Source organism: uncultured Senegalimassilia sp. (genome assembly GCF_934632265.1).
Lineage (GTDB): Bacteria > Actinomycetota > Coriobacteriia > Coriobacteriales > Eggerthellaceae > Senegalimassilia.
The window spans coordinates 1-17559 of the sequence record NZ_CAKTYH010000031.1; the positions used below are offsets into that span (position 1 = coordinate 1).

The following is a 17559-nucleotide window of genomic DNA, read 5'->3' on the forward strand; positions in this document are numbered from 1 at the left end:
GCTCTTGGTCGTCCATGAAGTTGGCTGCGTTCTTGTCCCCGGCATCGGTTGTGAGGATGAGCCCGTTGAGCACCATAAAGCACACGTTCATCAGCATCAGGTAGCTGCTGTTATTGCGGTCGTACCTGAGTCGCTTCCAATCGATGCGGGAAGTTCCGACATCCGATACGCCGCTCATGTAGACCAGGCACCGCTTCAGGGCGCGCCTCCGAACGGGGTCTACATTAGCGCTCGTTGCCAGGATTCGCGCCGTTGCCTTCAGTATGCGGTTCTTCTGGGTGTCCTCGATGAACTCGTCGTAGATGGAATGCACCTTCTGCCGTCGGGCCATCTCGTTGCGAGCTGTTTGCCTCATGTCGATGCGCCCGCGTACGCCCGCAAGGTCTTCCTCCTCCGGCAGGTACCCGCGCTCATAGCCGCGCCGCTGTTGGGCTGCCATTCCGATTGCCAATATGGCCGCCAAAAGATCGTCTACCTCTTCGAAGTCCTCGGTCTTCAACCGCTCGTACTCTTTCAGGTCGAGCGCGCGGAAGGCATAGGCCATCATGTAGTAGATGTTCCTGATTACGACGTTGTCAACAGCTTTATTGCTCATCAGATTCCCGCACTGCGTCTTCCAGCCGCCTTATCTCGGTTTCTGCCTTGTCGGGATCGTCGAACCAGTACTCCTCGAGGAGAGGGGCTATCTCGAAGCGGATGATCGCCTGAGCCACGTCGTCTCCCGAGCCGTCGTCGCAGAAATAGCTGTGGCCGATTTTGAAGCCGCGTCCCAAGGCGGGGTCTGCGGCAATCATGCCGTTCAAATCGATGACCGCATCTACGAGGGCGATCAGCTTGCTGCTGCCAGTTTCCTCAACGGCAGCTCTGAAAGCTGGGTTCTCAAGAGCGGGCTTCATTTCGAAGAACGCAAATCTGCGCCTCAGCGCGTAATCGATGAGGGCAAGGCCTCTATCCGCTGTGTTCATCATGCCGATGATGTAGACGTTGCGCGGTACGCTGAATTGCTCGTTGTTGAGCGCGAGCGTGATTTTGTCCTCGCGGTGGTCCTTCTCAATCAACATCAGCAGTTCGCCGAACACCTTGGAAATGTTTGCACGGTTGATTTCGTCGATGATGAAGAAGTAGTCCCTGCCAGGGTTGGATGCGGCCTTTCTGCAGAACTGCACGAACACGCCGGCGCGGGGTTCGTATCCGCCGCTCTCGACCGGTCGGTATCCGCATACGAAGTCGTCGTAGGCGGTGCTCTGGTGGAACTGCACGATCTTTACGCGGGAATCGTCGCGTTTTCCCATCATCAGGTACGCGAGCCTTTTTGCCGCATAGGTCTTGCCCGTGCCCGGAGCGCCCTGCAGGATGATGTTCATTTTTCGCCTGAGCTGCGACACAAGCGCCTTCATGTCGGCCTCGCGCATGTACACCTCGAGTAGGAAGTTGTCCTTGCCGTAAGGAGCGAATTCCTGCGCGCTTTCATCTTCTGCGATCGGCGCGTCTGCTGGCTGCTCTGCATAAAGCGGGATGCGGGGAAGGTCTATTTCGTCCAATGCGTCATCAAGCTCCGCGCGCAGCTTCCAGACGTAAGAGCCGGCAACGTCTTTCGGGGCATTTTTGCCTACGAAGAGAACGGGCCACCAACGATTCGACCCATCATTATTGCGTCCAGGCATGAGGGGGCAGCCGGATATTTTCGCAATTCGTTCCGCCGCTGCCGGTGCGTTTGACAGGTAGAAGTTGAAGCTTTCGCCGTACTTCTCGCTCAACTGAGAGCAGGTCGCCGCACCGCCCATGTCTTTGAGGCGCTTGAGCATGGCGAGCATGTTGTCGCTCAGCAGGCCATCGGTGCTCAGGTAGCCTACCCAGTCGCTCTTAGTGATGCCGGGGTTGTATTCGTCAAGGGATGGCCACCACGCGCCTTCTTCTTGCTTCTTGCGCAAGGCTTCCACCTTCGCGGCCTCCTTGTTTCGCTTGTTCACCTCTTCGGATACCAGCCAGGCTTCCATAGAGAATTCGGGAATGCGCTTGTACGGGTAATCCCCGTTTGCGAACGCTTCGATTGCGAGCTTACAGAGATGCAGGTACTCGATGCCCTTGGGAACGCTCTGCAGCTGTTGGAACTCGTCCATTATCTCTTTTGGGAATTGTTCGGCATCCTCCATGAACCAGCGGCTCCGGGAGTCAAGGTTCATATAGCGCTCGGGGCGGCACCAGTACAGACCCATTGTCAGGTTCCACTTCACGCCGGGTTGTTGCTCGGCGATATCGAATGCCGTGGCGAATCGCTCCTTGTTGCCGGCGTCAGGTTCCTTGTCGTATTCGAGAGCCGCTTCGAATACGTCCCAAAGGTTGTCGATATCCCGCTCGCCGCGCCCGTCCCTCAAGAAGTAGAAGAACGTGGCGCTCTGATTGTTCACGATGGGAACGCCGAGGAAATCCTCGGGAACGCTCGCTTCGATGCCGAATTCCTTCTTGATATCGGAAATAATGCGCTTGCGGTTGGTATCCGTTATTCCCTTGTTGAAGAAGGCAAAGACGGTAAACGGATCCAGGTCGACCACGGAATCGTCGGCTTCGACCTTTGGGAACCTCATGCTCAAGTTCGAGAAAACGGTCTTGAGATGCCCGATGAGCTCCGGCCTCTTATGCCTGTAACCACGGAGCTTGTTGGCGAACTCCGTGTAGAAGTCTATCCAGGTCAATTCTCCATTTGGCATAACTGGTTCCTTTCGACCCCATCGGGTGGATTGTTCATAGTGACAGTATGACCCAAACTGCTGAAGGGTACAGCTAACCGCCGAAGAAACGTTTCCACTGGGCTTTTCCCCATTGGGGGCGTTTCTCGGGTTCCGAGTCTCGCTCTCTTGCGGCGATTTCCATCTCGCGCTCGGAGATGATGGCGACCATTTTCTCTTCGCTGACCTGGATGATGCCATTGCAGGTGTTCGAAATCACCTCGTAGAAATCAACTGGCACCCAAGCGTGCTCGCCGAAGCTGTACCGCTCGTCGGCGACTAGGCTTGTGCGGAATAGCCAGCCGGCGTCTTCCTCGATCCAGTACCGTCGGACGTCGGGGTCCTCGTCCCAAAAGTCGCTCATGCCGAACGCCATCCTCACATCGGCGGGATCGCGATGCCGAAATCGCAGGGGTCGTCGACGCCGACCAGCTCGGCCCATCGGGCGGAGAGAAGCTGGGCGTACAGATCGTGCCAGAGGCCGTACGAGCCGAGCGAGTATCCATCGTTGACCTCGACTAGGATGGTTTCCCCTTTGCCATTGACGGCGAAATCGACAGCGTAGCCGGCAGGCGCCGAGGCGTACGCGGCAACGGCGGACTCGATGACTTCCCTGCTCGGCGCAAGCGACCAGTCGCCGCGGTAGTGGCGGACGTCGAGTATCTCGCCGCGGCGGACGAAGCAGCGGTGCTCGGACAGCATCTCGATGGCATCGCTGCAGATGACCTCGAAGTTGTCGCCCTGGCAGCCCTTCCCCGCAAGGTCGGCGGTCGATTCGATGACGCAGCCGGTGAAGCGCTTCTCCTCGACGGGCTTCACGAACAGGGGCCATGATTCGACGTCGCAGCTCACCTGGTCGATCGTGCTGCGCCAAACCCTGCGGCCGAGATACGCTTCGAGTTCTTCGGGGTAATTGATGCTTGGGCAGTCGACGCCGAGCTCGCGCAGCCGAGCGCGAACGACCCCGACGCCGCCAACGACGACGTCTTCCCTCGGCGCACCTTGCAGGCTTGCCGGATCGTCGAAGACCTCGACCTCGAACCCCATGTCGCGAAACCCGAGATAGGCGTCGAAAGCGCTGACGCTTCCCGGAACGCCGTTACGTCCTTGAACATGCACCTTCACGCAAACCACCCCTTCCGCATCGGATTATCCGCTCTCAGCCGCATCGTTTCTAGGGCTTTCGCTTGTTTGCCGCCGTTGTGGGGAGCGCTGTGAGCTCTCGCTTCTCGGAACTGCTAGAAATGATAACCTAGGCCCCGTTTCGGTGGGCCATTTCGCGTTTCGCTATGGCCCGAAGCGTCTTGGTGCGGTGCCACTTGCGCGATGCGAAGAAGCCGCGTTCATCTAGGCACGGCTTCTTGTGCTTGCTAAAATCCTGCAAGGGGCGATTCCTACCCGGGTTTAGGTGCACGGGTGTCTGGACGCCTCTTTTTCACGGTCTTTTCGGTCTGCGTTTTAGGGCAATGTCGCCCTGACTGGTGATGAAACGCATGCGCCTGCCACTGAGGCTGGCTCGTCTGTCTGTTCCGTCGCGCCCCGATGCGCGGTATAATTCATGCTGGTAAGGGCCTTGTACCGCCGTAGCGGTATGAGCCCCTTTTGTATTTCTGCGGGGTTTTCGAGCGGTGTCACCTTGACTCGTAATGAAGCCTTCGTGTTGGTGTTTTTTATTTTCGCTTGGGTTTTGAAGAACTCTTTATGCGAGCGACTGAGCCCGCAAGGGGTGCGCTGCCAAATACGGGGAAGCATTAAGGGGGTCGGGCAAATACGGATTGTAGAGTGCGCCACCATCGGGCCGTGTACCGTCCTGGTTTTCGATGGTCCGCTGCCGTTCACGGGATGGCGCTTCATCGTGGTGGACGATGTGCGCTACGATACCTTGCCGGTCATGGATGCAGGCAACGATTGCCTGGCTATAGTCGGTACGCATGATATGACCGGAAAGACGCAATATTCGTTGAATAAATTTTCGGGCAATCGCATATGAAGCCAGCGACTAGTCATCGGGAAGGGCGATTATCACGCTTCTGCACAGCTCCCCGTAATCGTTGAGACCATCACCGCTGTCGTTGATTCCTTTGGTCATCATCTCAATCGACATGCGCTCATCGATGGCGAAGTACTGGTCGTCCGTCAGGTGCTCGAAATCAATCGGGAGCTCGAATTTGGCAAGTAGCTGCTTCTGCCTTTTGGTTAGCGTTATGGGCGCATCGTATCGAGTTGTTTTCGCCATGTTGGGCCTCTTTCGCGTCTGTTAGCTTGACGGCGCTATTGTAGCCTCGGAGTCGCGTTTGAAAGCCAAGGACATCCTCCCCGCTTTAGCCCCTCACCATCACGTGAAGGCATTTCTCCCCGGGCTTTTGCCCTACAATCCCGCAGGTTATGAGCGCGTCTAGGGCGTGTTTCGCCTTGCTGCGGTCGGGGCCGGCGGATCCCCAGCATGGTAGGCTCTCGTACGGGTCGGCCTTGGCCCCGGGTTCGCTTTTCCCGCACGCTACCTTGAGGACAACTGCCCTGCGCGCTTCGCTGCCGAGCGCTCGGATTGTCGCGACCAGGGCGTCGCTCAGCACCTTGGGCACATCGGGCATCTCGAGCGGCTTGACGGAATCGGGGACCCCGCCCGTTTCAACGACGGCGAGAATCTGAGCGCCATATGTCTGCGCGGCTTTTGCGGTCATTCCGTTGACCTTCAGAAGCTGCTCAAGGTTTCCCGGCCTTTTGCGGCAGATGCCTCGCAACGCGCGCTCGGTTAGAGTGCCGCCGGCGCTGCCGGCGCCACTCCCGTCCGCTACCGCAGCGCACGCGCTCTTCAGGCTAACGAAAAGGGCGCGCTCGTCGTCCGTCAGCGGCCTGGCGTCCTCGGCGCGCACGATGCCGTCGACGGGCGCCGCGCAGTTGTCGCATCTTCCGCACCCTCCGTCATCAGGGGGTTTCTCGCCGAAGTAGCGCAAAACGAGATCGCGCCGGCAGGCGTCTTCGTCCCTGCAAAAATCCCGCATGTCGAAGGCGAGCCCCTTTTGCCTGGAATGCTGCGGGTCGTTCTGGCCTTCGCCGCCCGCTTCTGCCATGAACAAGGCGGTTTGCAGGTCCTGCTCGTCCCATAGCATGATCGTGTCGGCGGGCTTTCCGTCGCGCCCCGCGCGGCCGATCTGCTGATAGTAGCTCTCGATCGAAAGCGGCATGCCGCAGCAAACCACGTAGCGCACATCGGGCTTGTCGATGCCCATGCCGAACCCCGACGTCGCGACCATGACCGGCGCCCGCCCCGACATGAACGCTTCCTGCTCCGCCTTCTTCGCGTCGTTGCCCAGCTTGCCGTGGTAGAGCGCGGCGGGCACGCCTGCTCGCCTGAGCGCGCTGTGGATCCGCTCGGCCTCGGAAATCGTGACGCAATAGAAGATGCCGCACTCGTTTCCCTTCGAACGCGCGGCCCGCACGCACCACGACTCGCGCTCGTCGTGGGGCATATGCACAACGGACAGCGAAAGGTTGCCGCGGTCGAACGAGGAGACTATCTCCAAGGGGTTTTGCAGGCCAAGGGACCTGACGATGTCCTTGCGGACCTTCGGGGTCGCCGTCGCAGTTAGCGCGACCACGGTCGGGCGCTGGTCGAACCGCTCGATGAACGCGCTGATCTCGCGGTAATCGCCGCGGAAGTCGTGGCCCCATTCGCTGATGCAGTGGGCCTCGTCGATGGCGACAAGGGGGATCGCGAGGCACTCGATCGCCGACAGGAAAGCCGGGCTCGACAAGCGCTCCGGCGCAACGTACAGGATCTGGAACTCGCCGCTTTTGATGCGCCTTCGGACCTTTTCCTGGGCCCGAAGGCTGAGCGTGTTGTTGAGGAAAGCCGGATGCAGGCCCAGCTCAACGAGCTTCCCCACCTGGTCGCTCATGAGCGAGACCAGGGGAGAGATCACGATGGTAGTGCCGCCGAGCGCGACGGCGGGCACCTGGTAAATCAGCGATTTGCCCGCTCCGGTGGACATGACGGCCAGCACGTCCCGTTTCCCCATGATGGCCTTGATGGCCTTCTCCTGCTCCGGACGGAACCCATCGTGCCCGAAGCAGCGCTTCAACACTTCTCTCGCTTGCTCGAACGATGCCATGCGCCCTCTTTCGTGTCTGTTGGTTTACAGCGCTATTGTAACCTCGAGTTCGATTCGCTTCCTGTGGGCAACGATGACCTTTCGCGAGCGTGGTCGGTTCGGCGGCGTCGTCGATACGAGCCTGCGGCTTCTTGTGGGCTTACGTCTTGGCTCGCAGGCGCGCATGAATCCGCAGTGATGGCCAATTATCTGAGAGTTGCGCATTTGGGATGTCTGTCTGCTGCGGTCGCGCTCGTAAATGATGCCGCGCAGGCGGCGCCGGCGCTGTGTCTCGGTCGCTTATTGCGAAAAAGCTCGCTTTTGCGCGATGCGGCTTGCCGGCAATTGCACAACTCTCGATTTTTTGGCCACCACCGTCCCGCGTTGCTCCGAATCAGCCGCCAGCGGTCTGGGCTGCTCCTCGAGCTGCCCCGAGCCGACAGCCGCCTCACCCCGCCCGTCGCATTCCCGCTCCCTATCTTGGCCGTGTGGCGCGTGGCGGTGCTTGCTTTGGGCCGCGGGTGGCTTCGCGGGCGCCGCTTCGCACGGCACAATTGCCTTAGAAGCCGGCTTCGGCGCGTGCGGCGCCGGAGGGGGAGCGGCTTGCAATCTGCGATGCGAAAGGGAGTGATGAAGATGATGAGACCCATGATGAGAAAGGTTGCGTTCGGGGTGCCGGCCGTCGCGTTGTCGGCGGCGCTTGCGTGCACGATGGCCGGCTGCGGCGGCACCGAGGGCGGCCAGGGCGGCTCGGGCGACAACGCGCTCGCAGGTCAGACGGTTAACGGCGTGCAGACCGCCGAGGTCGCGGGCTTCACCATCGAGTCCGTCGGCGATGGCTCGTACTATCGCGGCGCCGCCGAGCGGCAGGACGGCTTCTGGCTGCGCGTGAAGATCACGAACAACAACGAGTCCGCAAAGGCGCCTTCCGCGTTCAGCGCGCGTGCCGCCGTCGGCACCTTCGACGCGGGCGACGCGGTGTTCGACGCCTCGGGCGACCAGAGGCTCAACGCCGACACCAAGACGCAGGCCGTGGAGCTGGGCGAAGGCGCGCAAATGGACGCCAACACCAAGATCGAGCCTGGTCAGAGCGTCGAGTTCATCTACTTCTGGACCACCAAGGACAACTACTACGGCCCGATCACCGTGGAGTTCGACAGCTCCTCGTCCAGCGATTCCAACCCCGCCGCGATGCACTTCGACACCACCGGGCGCGAAAGCGACGAGTACAAGGCGGCTCGCGAGGCGGCGGAGGCCATCGAGGCGCAGGGCGGCATCGACTTCCCGTCGTACAGCATCATCCCTGCTGACGGCTGGAAGCTCGGCGACCGCATCGACGAGAAGTACGAGGGCTGCGACTTCAAGCGCGGCGACGAGGCCATCTCCTCCATCGACATGCGCACGTTCAAAACCTCCCCGATGATGGAAGCGGAGGCCAGGCAGGGCTCCAAGAAGAAAGGCGTGATCGACGAGGTCGAGGTCAACGGCACCACGTGGGTGCGTTACACCTCGGAAGCCGGCGCCATATCGCTGTTCGTCGAGGCGCCGTCCGGCAAGACGGTCTCGATGGTCATCGGCTCCAAGTTGACCTGGGACGATGCGCTTCCCATGGTGCAGAACGTGGTGCTGAAGTAGGGAAGCGGGCCGCGCGGGGCGCCGGGCGATGCGCCGCGCGGCTCGGCTGCGGCGGCCCGCGCGTTTTGGCCGCGGGGTGGCTTGTGCGCCTGGCATTTGGGCCGCAGGTCGCTTCGCGGCAGGCCTGTCGCGCGGCATACTCTTCTCAAGGGCCAAGGTCGGGGCCGGGTGCTTCGGGCTTTGGCGTTTCGAAACCTGACGTCGCGGTGGTCGCCGGGGAGGAGGCGGCTTGCGCAACGGGAAGCGAAAGGGAGTGGTGAACATGGTGAAACCCGTAGTGAAGAAGGTAATGATGGGCGTGCCCGCCGTCGCGTTGTCCGCGGCGCTTGCGTGCACGATGGCCGGCTGCGGCGGCACCGAAGGCGGCCAGGGCGGCTCGGGCGACGGCACGGCCGCAACGCAGGCCGCGTACCAGTCCCAGTCGATCGACGTCGAGGGCTTCACCGTCGAATCGTTGACCGACGGCACGTACTACCGCGGCGACGTCTACAAGGCGGACGGCTTCTGGCTGCGCGTGAAGATCACGAACAACAACGACAAGCCCATGAAGCGCTTCAGCTTCATCACCACCGGCGCCCCCGGCGGCTATGAGGCCGGCGACCCGGTGTTCGACTCGCACGACACGCTGAGCTACGACATCAAGAACCCGCCCGCCGAGCTGTGCGAAGGCGCGGAAACGGACGGCGACCCCGAAATCCAGCCTGGTGAGAGCATCGAATGGGTCTACTTCTGGACCACCAAGGACAACTACTACGGTCCGATCACCGTTCAGTTCGACAAGAACGCCACGGGCGGCACCGACCCGCGCACCATGCGCTTCGACACCACCGGCAAGGAAACCGACGGCTACAAGGCCGCGGTCGAGGCCGCCGAGGCCATCAAGGCGCAGGGCGGCGTCGACTACGCTGCGTATAGCGTGAAGGCCGCTGACGGCTGGTCGCTCGTCGAGACCAAGGAGAAGAGCAGCGACGCCACGTTCAACCCCGAGGGCTCCACGAAGCGTTTCAGCACCAGCACGTGCTCGCGCGCTCCGCAGAAGGAAGCCGAGGCGCTGCAGGGCAACTTCGGCGGCAAGGGCGAGATCGACGAGGTGGACATCAACGGCGCCACCTGGACGCGCTACACCCAGACCGGCACGTACTACATGTTCACCGTGGCCCCGTGCGGCACCACGGTCCGCATGTTCATCGACAGCGGCATCACCTGGGAAGATGCCATGCCCATGATGCAGAACGTGACCTTGAAGTAGCTTTTCCGCCCGCTTCGGGCGGGATTCCCTCGAAACGGCCGGGACGCATTGCGCGCCCGGCCGTTTTGCGTTCGGGCGCGTTTCCGGACACTTCGGGGACACTCGGGGACGTGGCATTAACTGTCCGGGTTCTGCCCCTGCGGCCCATTGCATCTCCTGGCCCCGATTCCTGACACATAGTGCTACGCCCCCGAAGCGTCCGCCCGCCCTTATAGAACAGGTAACGCTACTGTAGGGTTTTGCGTAATCGGGTTAGTATGGTTCCCAAAACCCATCCGGTTTGCAGGTGCGATGGTTCGATTGCGAGGGGGAGCCGTATGGCTCAGAGCATTGTTTCCCGGGAAGAGTTGTTGGAGAACGCGTATCAGATCGCGGAGAATAACGGGGTGTCGGCGCTTTCGGTGCGCGGCCTTGCCAACGCCACGGGCGTCAGCGTGGGGACGGTGTACCGCCATTTCTCGGCGAAGGACGAGCTGACCACCGCCACCATCCAGCTGTACTTCAAGCACGCGTTCTACGAGCGCTTCTGCCACATTGACCCACAGGTCGGGTTCGTCGACTACTGCCGGGAGATGCACGCGAGCATGCGCGAGGTCACCACGCACTTCCGCGAATGCTGGCTGCGCGGTATCGACGCGCTTCCCGCCGTCGAGAAGGCCGCCGCGCGCCTGCGCGAGTCCCAGCAGATCGAGCACATCCTCCACGGCCTCATGCAGATCTACGAGCACGACACCCGAATCTCGGCCGATTTGCCCGACGGGTTCGATGCAGAAAGCGTGTGCAGGTTCGTCATCGAGAACGTCATGGGTAGCCTGCATCATCAAAACGGCGACTGCAAAGTGCTGTTTGGCCTGCTAGAACGCACGTTGTACGCAAACCACGCGCAGTAGCGCGCGGAAATGAACATCATGCCTTTGATGTTCACACGGCCGGACCTCAATATGAATGGTGTCAAAGCGAATGCGCCATCGGGCGCAGCCCGCAAACCCACTCGATTTTGGAGGTCTGAACATGAGTCCCATGCTTGCAACCGCTTCCGCCGTCATCTCCCTCGCGCTGGTCGCCTACACCATCGGCGTGTTCTCCGAGCGCCGCTCGGGCGAGCTTAAGCGCTCCCACCTGGCGTTTTTCTGGCTCGGCCTGATCTGCGACTCCACGGGCACCGGCCTGATGTCCATCATGGCGCAGAACAGCGGCGGCGCCATGTCCCCGCTGCATCCGGTCACCGGTTTCCTGGCCATCGCGCTCATGCTGTTCCACGCCGCCTGGGCCACCTACGTCGTCTTCCGCGGCAACGAGAAGACGCGCCGCGGCTTCCACACGCTTAGCATCGTCGTGTGGCTGGTATGGCTGGTCCCGTACTTCGTCGGCATGCTCATCGGCATCCCTGCGTTCCATGTTTCCGACCCCGTCGCCCTTGCCGCCGCTGCCGGCGTGGTAGCCGTCCTGGCCCTGGCGCTGCTGCTCACCTCGAAGCGCTCCCACGCGTAGGGGTTGGGTTTTCGCGTCGAGTCCTCACGGGCTCGCTTCTGAAACTTTTGCCGCAAAAGCCGCCGTCCGATCGGCATGCGCGAATCGCGCACCGGTCGGCCGGCGGCTTTTCGTTGTCAAAAAGCGAAGCCGTGCGCTATAGTTTCGCACGGCGAAAAATACCCAGGCGCAACCGGGGGAGGAGGGGCCTCGGCGATATTCGAGAGGGGCGTGGCGCTTCGTGTCCTTCTTTCTTTCTGTGGTATCAAGCCGCTAAACAGGGCATGCTGTCTCGCAGCGGGTCGGTGTGCGGATTAGTTGTCAGCCCGGTGTCATGGATGTTACATTTCGTCACAATACGGCATCAAAAGCGTTACAGCTTGCGTGACGGATGTAATATGTGGGGTACTATGTTGCCCTTATCAAACGATTGGCTTGTTGCAAGACGCGCCGGCCTTCGCGCAAGGTGGGCGCGGAGCAAGCCGATGCTGTGGAAACTGGCAAATGGATTGCCGGAAGGAGGATCGATGGCGGAACAGGCGGATGGCAACCTTGCTTCCAAGGGGAAGAAAGGGAAGTTGACCAATTCCCAATTGCGCCTGCTCGGTTTCATCGCGTCCTGCGGCGCAGATGGTTGTTCCGAGACCAAGCAAGCGCTAGCGGGAAAGCTGCAAATCAGCTTGAAAACGGTAGACCGCGCAATTCACCGCTTGCGTGAAGATGGGCTCATCGTGTCGCATGCTCGTTTCGGGGAAGACGGCACGCAGCTGAGCAACAACTACGTCGCCGCCGCAATGGACGGCGAAAGCGATCATCTAGACTCGCAAGGCGAGCAGGAATAGGCCTTTTGAGCCGGCAGGCTCAAAAGGCCTATTCCTTATCAAGCCTCCGAGGGCATCGGCCCGAACGCGCGCCCCCGAGAGCACAACCCCCTTGAAGGAATCGAGCTCCGAGGGCATCAGGCCCCGAAAGCAACAGGCCCCGAGGGCGGCGGGGATGCATGCCGCATGCCGCTTCACCTTAGCCTGTTGTGATTGGTCGAACTTCGGCGGCTCGCGCATTGCGGGTGCCGCCTGCCCTACTTCCCGAAGAATGCGCGGGTGAGGCCGGCTCGGGTTTGCGTGTCGGTCTTGCTGTAGATGTTGGTCAGGTGGCGCTGCACCATGCGCAGCGAAATGCCCAGGTCATCGGCCACTTGCTTGAGCGGGCGCTCGTCGGCGGTCACGGCGCGCAGCACCTCTTCCTCGCGCGGGGTCAGGCCGCTTCGGCTGATGAACTCGGCCTGCATCTCTTCCAAGGTCGGCGCGGCCGCGGCGGCAAGGCCTGCCTTGATGGCCTCGCGTTCCCCGACCGTCGACGGCAGGCGGAACAGCCCGGCACCCACGAATGCAACGCTGACCAGCACGAACAGGATCAGCGACGCAATCATCACCGCCGCAATGCCCGATTGCGTCAGCGCCATGGAGGCCCCCGACACGGTGAACGCGCACAGGTTGTTGGCGGCGCGCCCCATGCCTGCCCACAGTTGCGGCGTGCGCATGCGCGGCGCCAGCTGCAAGAACGTGGTGGTGAAGAACGTGACGAAGAATCCGGAGCTCAGATAGAACACGATCAGCCCGATCACGGGGCTGGCTCCGGCTTCCACGGCCAGGATCGATATGGTGGACAGCACCGTGACCGCGAACATGACGAAGCCCATGTAGCGGCGTTCGCGGATGTCGAACAGCACGCCGGCGACAAGGCCGCTCGCCGCAAGGAACAGGCGCGGCCACGTCTCTACCGAGATCGAGCCCTGTGCGTTTGCAAGGGTAACCACGTTGTCCAACGTGGAGAACATGCAGGCCAGCAGCACCACAAGCGCAAGAAGCCAAACAGCACGCATGCCGGTTTTTGCGCCGTCTGGGGCGGTTTGCTGCGAGGAGCCGGCGCCCGCCTGGCCGAGGTGGTCCGCCTGTTTCGGGAGGCCGGTGCTCGTCTCCTCTATTCGGTCCGTCTGCTCCGGGCGGGCCTTCTTCAGCTGCGTCACCAGTCTCGAGCGGGTCGCTTGCTCTTGCTGGATCATTTGCCCTGACGACTTCGACGCCACTGCTCCGCCAGCTTGTTTGCAAGTGACCCTATCTCCATTTTGACCTGCGGTTTCGCAACCTCGTTCCCCAGCTGCCGCAAGCACGGCAAGCGCGGCGACGCCTATGCACAGCACGGCCGCATTCGCCATGCCTGCAGGCACGAACTGGTTGCTGAAAAACTGCAGCAGGATGCCGGCGGCGTAAGCCGCGCCGGCTCCCTTGGCAAGCGACGGGCTGTCCTCGAAGGCGCGCGCCATGCTCCAATGTGCTTCCGCGCCAAGGCTTCCCAGCAGGAAGAACGCGATGCAGCCTGCAATTTGCATGGCAAACGCGTTCTCCGTCAGAGCGATCGCGACCAGGGCTGCAATCGCCCCAACTGCCTCGACTGCGCGTAGCGCGCGTCGCCCCCCGGCCACCTTCGCGATCAGCGCATAAGCCAGAAAGCCGACGACGCTTGCGCCAAGGATCATCGCCTGCGCGCTCACAACCCCTTCGGCGCTGACAAGCAAGCCGATTCGGCTGTCGAAGAAAAACTCGCTTCCCAAGAATGCGAACGTGAACAGCGCCAGCGCGGAAAGCGATTGAAGGGATTGTTTGTCGACCGAGAACACGGCGCTCCTTGCTGTGCGAATGATTGAACCTGCAATCGATTCTACCAATGCTCATGTAGCGCGCAGGTAAAAAGTTACAAGCGGCTCGCATTTGCTGCACGAGGGCAGGGAGGGGTCCCAGTGTACGGGAGAGCGTTCGGCTGATTTAGAGTGAGAGCGTGGAAGGACCTCTTGGCCGTCAGCGCGCAAAGAGGGGCCTATCGGACTATATTCGTCGGACGAGGTGGTTTTGCGGCATCGCGGAAAGGATCGGCTTGCTCGATTTTCTCAATCGCAAGCAACCGCATCGCGATACAGTCTCGCGCTAAGCGAGCTGATGCGGTTTCAGCTGCATCAGCTCGCTTAGCGCTCGATTGGTTTTCGTTACTGTTCGACAGCTTTCCTCACCAGGTTAGCCAGCTTCTCCAAATCGTCGGCATCGGGATGGGAGAGGGCCTTGTCGAAGTTCTCGATCATGGCGTCGATGTTGGGCATGTGGTCAGGCTGTTCCTTCATCTTCACGTAGCGCTCGCGCACGGAATGCGGCATTTTGCCCTGGCACATATAGGTTCCGATCACGGTGTTGCTGTCGTCGATGAACGCCTTCGTTTTGTCCAGAATCGCTTGGAAATACGCCTCGCTGCCGCCGAATCCGGCGGTGCCGAACAGGAAGATCTTTCGGTCCTTCAGCTGTTCCAGCAGCTTTTGCGTTGCCTGGTCAGCCATGCCTTGGTTCGTCCAAAAGCCCACGAACAGCATCTCCGACGCGGGGATTGCGCTGTTGGCGCAGCTGCCGTCGCCGTAGCTGCTGTCGTCGCCATCGAGGCTGCTCTTGTTGCTGCCGTTGGCTATGCTGCATTCGCTGCAATCGCGGTTACCGTCGCCGTCGAGGCTGCCGCCAACGCTACTGTCCATGCTCCCGAAAAACTCGCACGCTTCTTCCGGCAGCGCCCCGCGAACAGCCTCCGCAAGCTCTGCCGTATTTCCCGTCCTGCTGCTGAACACGATCGAATAACCCTTGCCGCTCATACCCGTCCTGCCTTCCATTGCTTTCGAACCTTCTTGCCTTTCGAAGCGGAATCGTCTTTGCATCGATTCTATCCCTCGGCAAGCTTCTGGTGCAGCATCGCGTGCCATCCTCCCCAAAACACAAAAGCCTGCGAGAGGAATCCCTCCTGTAGGCTTTTTGCCGGCCGTTGTTTCTTCCGGACACTTAGCGCTACGTCCCCGAAGTGTCCGGGCGCGCCGCTCCCAAGACGCAAAAAGCCCGCGGGGGATTCCCCCGCGGGCTTGGCAACCTCGGTCGTTTGCCTTCGCGCTCGCGGCACTGCCGCTACAGCGAGCTCGTCTCGCCCAGCGATTTGCCGGCGGTTTCCGGCGCCATGAAGATCGACAGCACCAGTCCCAAGATCACCAGGCCGGCGGCCACCAGCATGGTGGGCCCGATGCCGAACGCGGCCATGAAGATCGGCGTGCCGTACGTCGCCACGATCGTGCCGACGCGCGAGATGCCGATGGCCAAACCCACGGCCGTCGCCCTCACTTCGGTGGGGAACAGCTCGTTGGGGTAGAGCCACTGCAGGATGCCCGGTCCGCCGCTGAAGAACGCGTACAGGCCGAACGCGCAGATGATCACCGGCAGCGGCGCGGTGGGGAACAGGCCCAGCACCACCAGGCCAACCGCCATCAGGAACAGCGAGCGGATGAGCAGCGGCCGGCGGCCCATGGAGTTCAGCCAGAACATGGCCGGCAGCGAACCCACCAGGAAGAACAAGCTCAGCACGCTCTCGCCCAGGATCGCGCTCTTGCCGACGCCCAGGCCGAACGCGGTCATGATCTGCGGGCCGAACGTGTAGATGGCGTACATGGGAACCACCTGGCACAGCGTCAGGATGCCCAGGAACACGATGCGCGCGGCATAGCCCTTCGAGAACACCTCGGCGAAGCCGGCCTTCGTCTTCGGCCCCTCTTCCTCGCCCTCAAGGGTCACGTCGTCGCCGTACACGCGCAAGACCACCTTGAGCGCCTCCTCCTCGCGGCCCTTGCTCTTAAGCCACAGGGGAGACTCGGGAACCTTGCACCTGCCGATCAGCAGGAACACGCAGGGGATGATGGCCGATCCCAGCATCAGCTTCCACCCGTTGTCGACGTCGCACAGGCAAAAACCCACAAGCGCCGCCACGGTGGCGCCCAGGTACCACGCTGCCGAGACCATGCCCATGGATATCGCGCGATGGTGCTTCGGCGTGAACTCGGTGATGAGCGACGTGGCGATGGGGTAGTCGGCGCCCACGAACACGCCGATGAAGAAGCGGTATATCACCAGCTGCAAGGGGGTGGCGTCGGTCATGCTCAAGGCCGAGAACAACGCGATTGCGATGATGTCCAGAACGAACATCTTCTTGCGCCCGATGATGTCGGTCAGATAGCCGCCCACGATGCTGCCCACCAGGATGCCGAGCAGCACCGACGCGCCGATCGCCGCCGTCCAATGCGTGGTCAGGCTCATCTGCGCCGTGATCTGGGTCAGCGCCACGCCGATCAGTGACAGCACATAGCCGTCAAGGAAGGCGCCTCCGCTCGACACCAGCGTGATCTCACGCAGAAACGGCGTCATGGCGGCTTCGTCGAGGGTCTTCTTCTTGCCCTTCGCGGTCGTCTCCGCCGGCGCACCCGCGCCCTTCGCCGAGCCGCCCGCCGGCACCCCATCCGACGGCATCACGTTTCGCTTCCGCTTGCTTGAGTCGTCCATGAGCGCCGTCCTTTCCGTTCGTTACCGTTATTTCAAAAGCTTCTTCTCGATCTTCATGCTGCAGGTGCGGGGGAAGTCGTCGACGATCTCGACGATGGTGGGCACCTTGAACGCTGCCATATTGCCCTCGCAGTACGCGATCACCGCGTCCTGGTCGATCGCGGCGCCGTCCTCGGGCAGGACGAACGCCTTCACCGCCTGGTCGCGGATGGGGTCGGGCACGCCGATGACCGCGGCCTCCTTGATGTCGGGATGCTCCTCTAAGATGCCCTCGATCTCGGTGGTGGAGATGTTCTCGCCCGAGCGCTTGATCATGTTGCTCTTGCGGTCGAAGAAGAAGAACCAGCCGTTCTCGTCGTAGTAGCCCTTGTCGCCCATGCGCAGCCAACCGTCGCTGGACAGCGCCTCGGCCGTGGCGACCTCGTTGCCCAGGTAGCCGAGCATGATCGAACGGCCGGGAACGCCCTTGATGCAGATCTCGCCCACTTCGCCGGCAGGCAGCTCGTTGCCCTCCTCGTCGACGATCTTGGCCTCGTAGCCCAGGCCGACGCGGCCGATGGAGGGCCAGTTGCGCTCGCCGGTGGGCGGGTCGGTCAGCACCCAGCCGACGGACTCGGTGGAGCCGTAGGTGTTCATGATGCGCACCCCGTAACGCTCCTCGAAGGCCTCCTTCTCGCGCTGGCTCACGGGCAGGAAGTACAGCATGTCGCGCAGGCAGTGGTCCTTCTCGTCCGGGTCCACCGGCTGCAGCATCAGCGTGCGCAGCATCATGGCCACGCACTGCGCCAGCGTGGCGCGGTACTCGCGGATCTGGCTCCAGAACCTGCTCGCGCTGTACTTCTCCACCACGATGAGCGTGGCGCGGGCGGTCATGACCGGCGTCAGCGCCGCCAGCTGGAAGTTGGAGTGGCATGCAGGCATGGTGGAGAACATGCGGTCCTCCGACGTCATGGCCGTCTCCCAGTCGCCGTAGTAGCCGG

15 protein-coding genes and 1 pseudogene are annotated in these 17559 nt (G+C 61.7%); 6 read left to right on the top strand and 10 right to left on the bottom strand.

The window, feature by feature from the left end:
* The 4 genes and pseudogenes from Q0H50_RS03735 to Q0H50_RS03750 form a co-directional block, all read right to left on the bottom strand.
* A pseudogene (locus Q0H50_RS03735) lies at positions 1 to 595 on the bottom strand (hypothetical protein); the annotation flags it as partial.
* Positions 585 to 2708, bottom strand: a complete 2124-nt coding sequence (locus Q0H50_RS03740) for an AAA family ATPase (RefSeq protein WP_294419529.1) — start codon at positions 2706 to 2708, stop codon at positions 585 to 587. The pseudogene Q0H50_RS03735 and the gene Q0H50_RS03740, both read right to left, overlap by 11 nt.
* Before the next feature lie 73 nt (positions 2709 to 2781).
* Positions 2782 to 3090, bottom strand: a complete 309-nt coding sequence (locus Q0H50_RS03745) for a hypothetical protein (protein ID WP_294419498.1) — start codon at positions 3088 to 3090, stop codon at positions 2782 to 2784.
* A gap of 14 nt (positions 3091 to 3104) precedes the next feature.
* Positions 3105 to 3851, bottom strand: a complete 747-nt coding sequence (locus Q0H50_RS03750; protein WP_294419500.1) for an ATP-grasp domain-containing protein — start codon at positions 3849 to 3851, stop codon at positions 3105 to 3107.
* Positions 3852 to 4284: 433 nt separating this feature from the next.
* On the opposite strand from Q0H50_RS03750, the gene Q0H50_RS03755 reads away from it, so the two are divergent.
* A complete protein-coding gene (locus Q0H50_RS03755) occupies positions 4285 to 4716 on the top strand; it encodes a hypothetical protein (RefSeq protein WP_294419502.1) in 432 nt (143 codons plus the stop codon).
* Positions 4717 to 4725: 9 nt separating this feature from the next.
* Here the strand turns inward: Q0H50_RS03755 and Q0H50_RS03760 are convergent, their stop codons facing one another.
* Positions 4726 to 4962: a hypothetical protein gene (locus Q0H50_RS03760; protein WP_294419504.1), complete on the bottom strand. Its 237-nt coding sequence runs from the start codon at positions 4960 to 4962 to the stop codon at positions 4726 to 4728.
* Positions 4963 to 5047: 85 nt separating this feature from the next.
* Complete coding sequence (locus Q0H50_RS03765) at positions 5048 to 6838, bottom strand: RecQ family ATP-dependent DNA helicase (RefSeq protein WP_294419506.1); 1791 nt, start codon at positions 6836 to 6838, stop codon at positions 5048 to 5050.
* 615 nt (positions 6839 to 7453) lie between these two features.
* Between Q0H50_RS03765 and Q0H50_RS03770 the strand changes: the two genes are divergently transcribed.
* The 5 genes from Q0H50_RS03770 (at position 7454) to Q0H50_RS03790 (ending at position 12013) form a co-directional block, all read left to right on the top strand.
* A complete protein-coding gene (locus tag Q0H50_RS03770; protein WP_294419509.1) occupies positions 7454 to 8452 on the top strand; it encodes a hypothetical protein in 999 nt (332 codons plus the stop codon).
* Positions 8453 to 8714: 262 nt separating this feature from the next.
* Entirely contained in the window at positions 8715 to 9701 is a 987-nt protein-coding gene (locus Q0H50_RS03775; RefSeq protein ID WP_294419510.1) for a hypothetical protein, read from the top strand.
* Between the two features lie 317 nt (positions 9702 to 10018).
* Entirely contained in the window at positions 10019 to 10591 is a 573-nt protein-coding gene (locus tag Q0H50_RS03780; RefSeq protein ID WP_294419512.1) for a TetR/AcrR family transcriptional regulator, read from the top strand.
* Between the two features lie 121 nt (positions 10592 to 10712).
* On the top strand, positions 10713 to 11192 hold the full coding sequence (locus Q0H50_RS03785; protein WP_294419515.1) for an HsmA family protein: 480 nt from the start codon (positions 10713 to 10715) through the stop codon (positions 11190 to 11192).
* A gap of 506 nt (positions 11193 to 11698) precedes the next feature.
* Positions 11699 to 12013: a hypothetical protein gene (locus tag Q0H50_RS03790; RefSeq protein ID WP_294419518.1), complete on the top strand. Its 315-nt coding sequence runs from the start codon at positions 11699 to 11701 to the stop codon at positions 12011 to 12013.
* Positions 12014 to 12249: 236 nt separating this feature from the next.
* Here the strand turns inward: Q0H50_RS03790 and Q0H50_RS03795 are convergent, their stop codons facing one another.
* The 4 genes from Q0H50_RS03795 to Q0H50_RS03810 all read right to left on the bottom strand — a co-directional run.
* Positions 12250 to 13848 carry a helix-turn-helix transcriptional regulator gene (locus Q0H50_RS03795; protein WP_294419521.1) on the bottom strand — a complete coding sequence of 533 codons (1599 nt, stop codon included), beginning with the start codon at positions 13846 to 13848 and terminating at the stop codon, positions 12250 to 12252.
* Positions 13849 to 14211: 363 nt separating this feature from the next.
* Positions 14212 to 14856 (bottom strand): flavodoxin family protein BilS, encoded by a 645-nt coding sequence (gene bilS / locus Q0H50_RS03800; RefSeq protein WP_294419523.1) that lies wholly within the window; start codon positions 14854 to 14856, stop codon positions 14212 to 14214.
* Between the two features lie 304 nt (positions 14857 to 15160).
* Positions 15161 to 16579 (bottom strand): MFS transporter, encoded by a 1419-nt coding sequence (locus tag Q0H50_RS03805; RefSeq protein WP_294419526.1) that lies wholly within the window; start codon positions 16577 to 16579, stop codon positions 15161 to 15163.
* A 27-nt stretch (positions 16580 to 16606) separates the two neighbouring features.
* A partial coding sequence (locus Q0H50_RS03810; protein WP_294419528.1) for an AMP-binding protein occupies positions 16607 to 17559 on the bottom strand: 953 nt, incomplete at its 5' end.

Bases quoted from the DNA above. Each gene is read 5' to 3' on its own strand.
- Q0H50_RS03785 (WP_294419515.1), top strand. From the start codon at position 10,713: ATGAGTCCCATGCTTGCAACCGCTTCCGCCGTCATCTCCCTCGCGCTG.
- Q0H50_RS03790 (WP_294419518.1), top strand. From the start codon at position 11,699: ATGGCGGAACAGGCGGATGGCAACCTTGCTTCCAAGGGGAAGAAAGGG.
- Q0H50_RS03770 (WP_294419509.1), top strand. From the start codon at position 7,454: ATGATGAGACCCATGATGAGAAAGGTTGCGTTCGGGGTGCCGGCCGTC.
- Q0H50_RS03755 (WP_294419502.1), top strand. From the start codon at position 4,285: ATGCTGGTAAGGGCCTTGTACCGCCGTAGCGGTATGAGCCCCTTTTGT.
- Q0H50_RS03780 (WP_294419512.1), top strand. From the start codon at position 10,019: ATGGCTCAGAGCATTGTTTCCCGGGAAGAGTTGTTGGAGAACGCGTAT.
- Q0H50_RS03805 (WP_294419526.1), bottom strand. From the start codon at position 16,579: ATGGACGACTCAAGCAAGCGGAAGCGAAACGTGATGCCGTCGGATGGG.
- Q0H50_RS03760 (WP_294419504.1), bottom strand. From the start codon at position 4,962: ATGGCGAAAACAACTCGATACGATGCGCCCATAACGCTAACCAAAAGG.
- Q0H50_RS03745 (WP_294419498.1), bottom strand. From the start codon at position 3,090: ATGAGCGACTTTTGGGACGAGGACCCCGACGTCCGACGGTACTGGATC.
- Q0H50_RS03765 (WP_294419506.1), bottom strand. From the start codon at position 6,838: ATGGCATCGTTCGAGCAAGCGAGAGAAGTGTTGAAGCGCTGCTTCGGG.
- Q0H50_RS03775 (WP_294419510.1), top strand. From the start codon at position 8,715: ATGGTGAAACCCGTAGTGAAGAAGGTAATGATGGGCGTGCCCGCCGTC.
- Q0H50_RS03740 (WP_294419529.1), bottom strand. From the start codon at position 2,708: ATGCCAAATGGAGAATTGACCTGGATAGACTTCTACACGGAGTTCGCC.
- bilS (WP_294419523.1), bottom strand. From the start codon at position 14,856: ATGAGCGGCAAGGGTTATTCGATCGTGTTCAGCAGCAGGACGGGAAAT.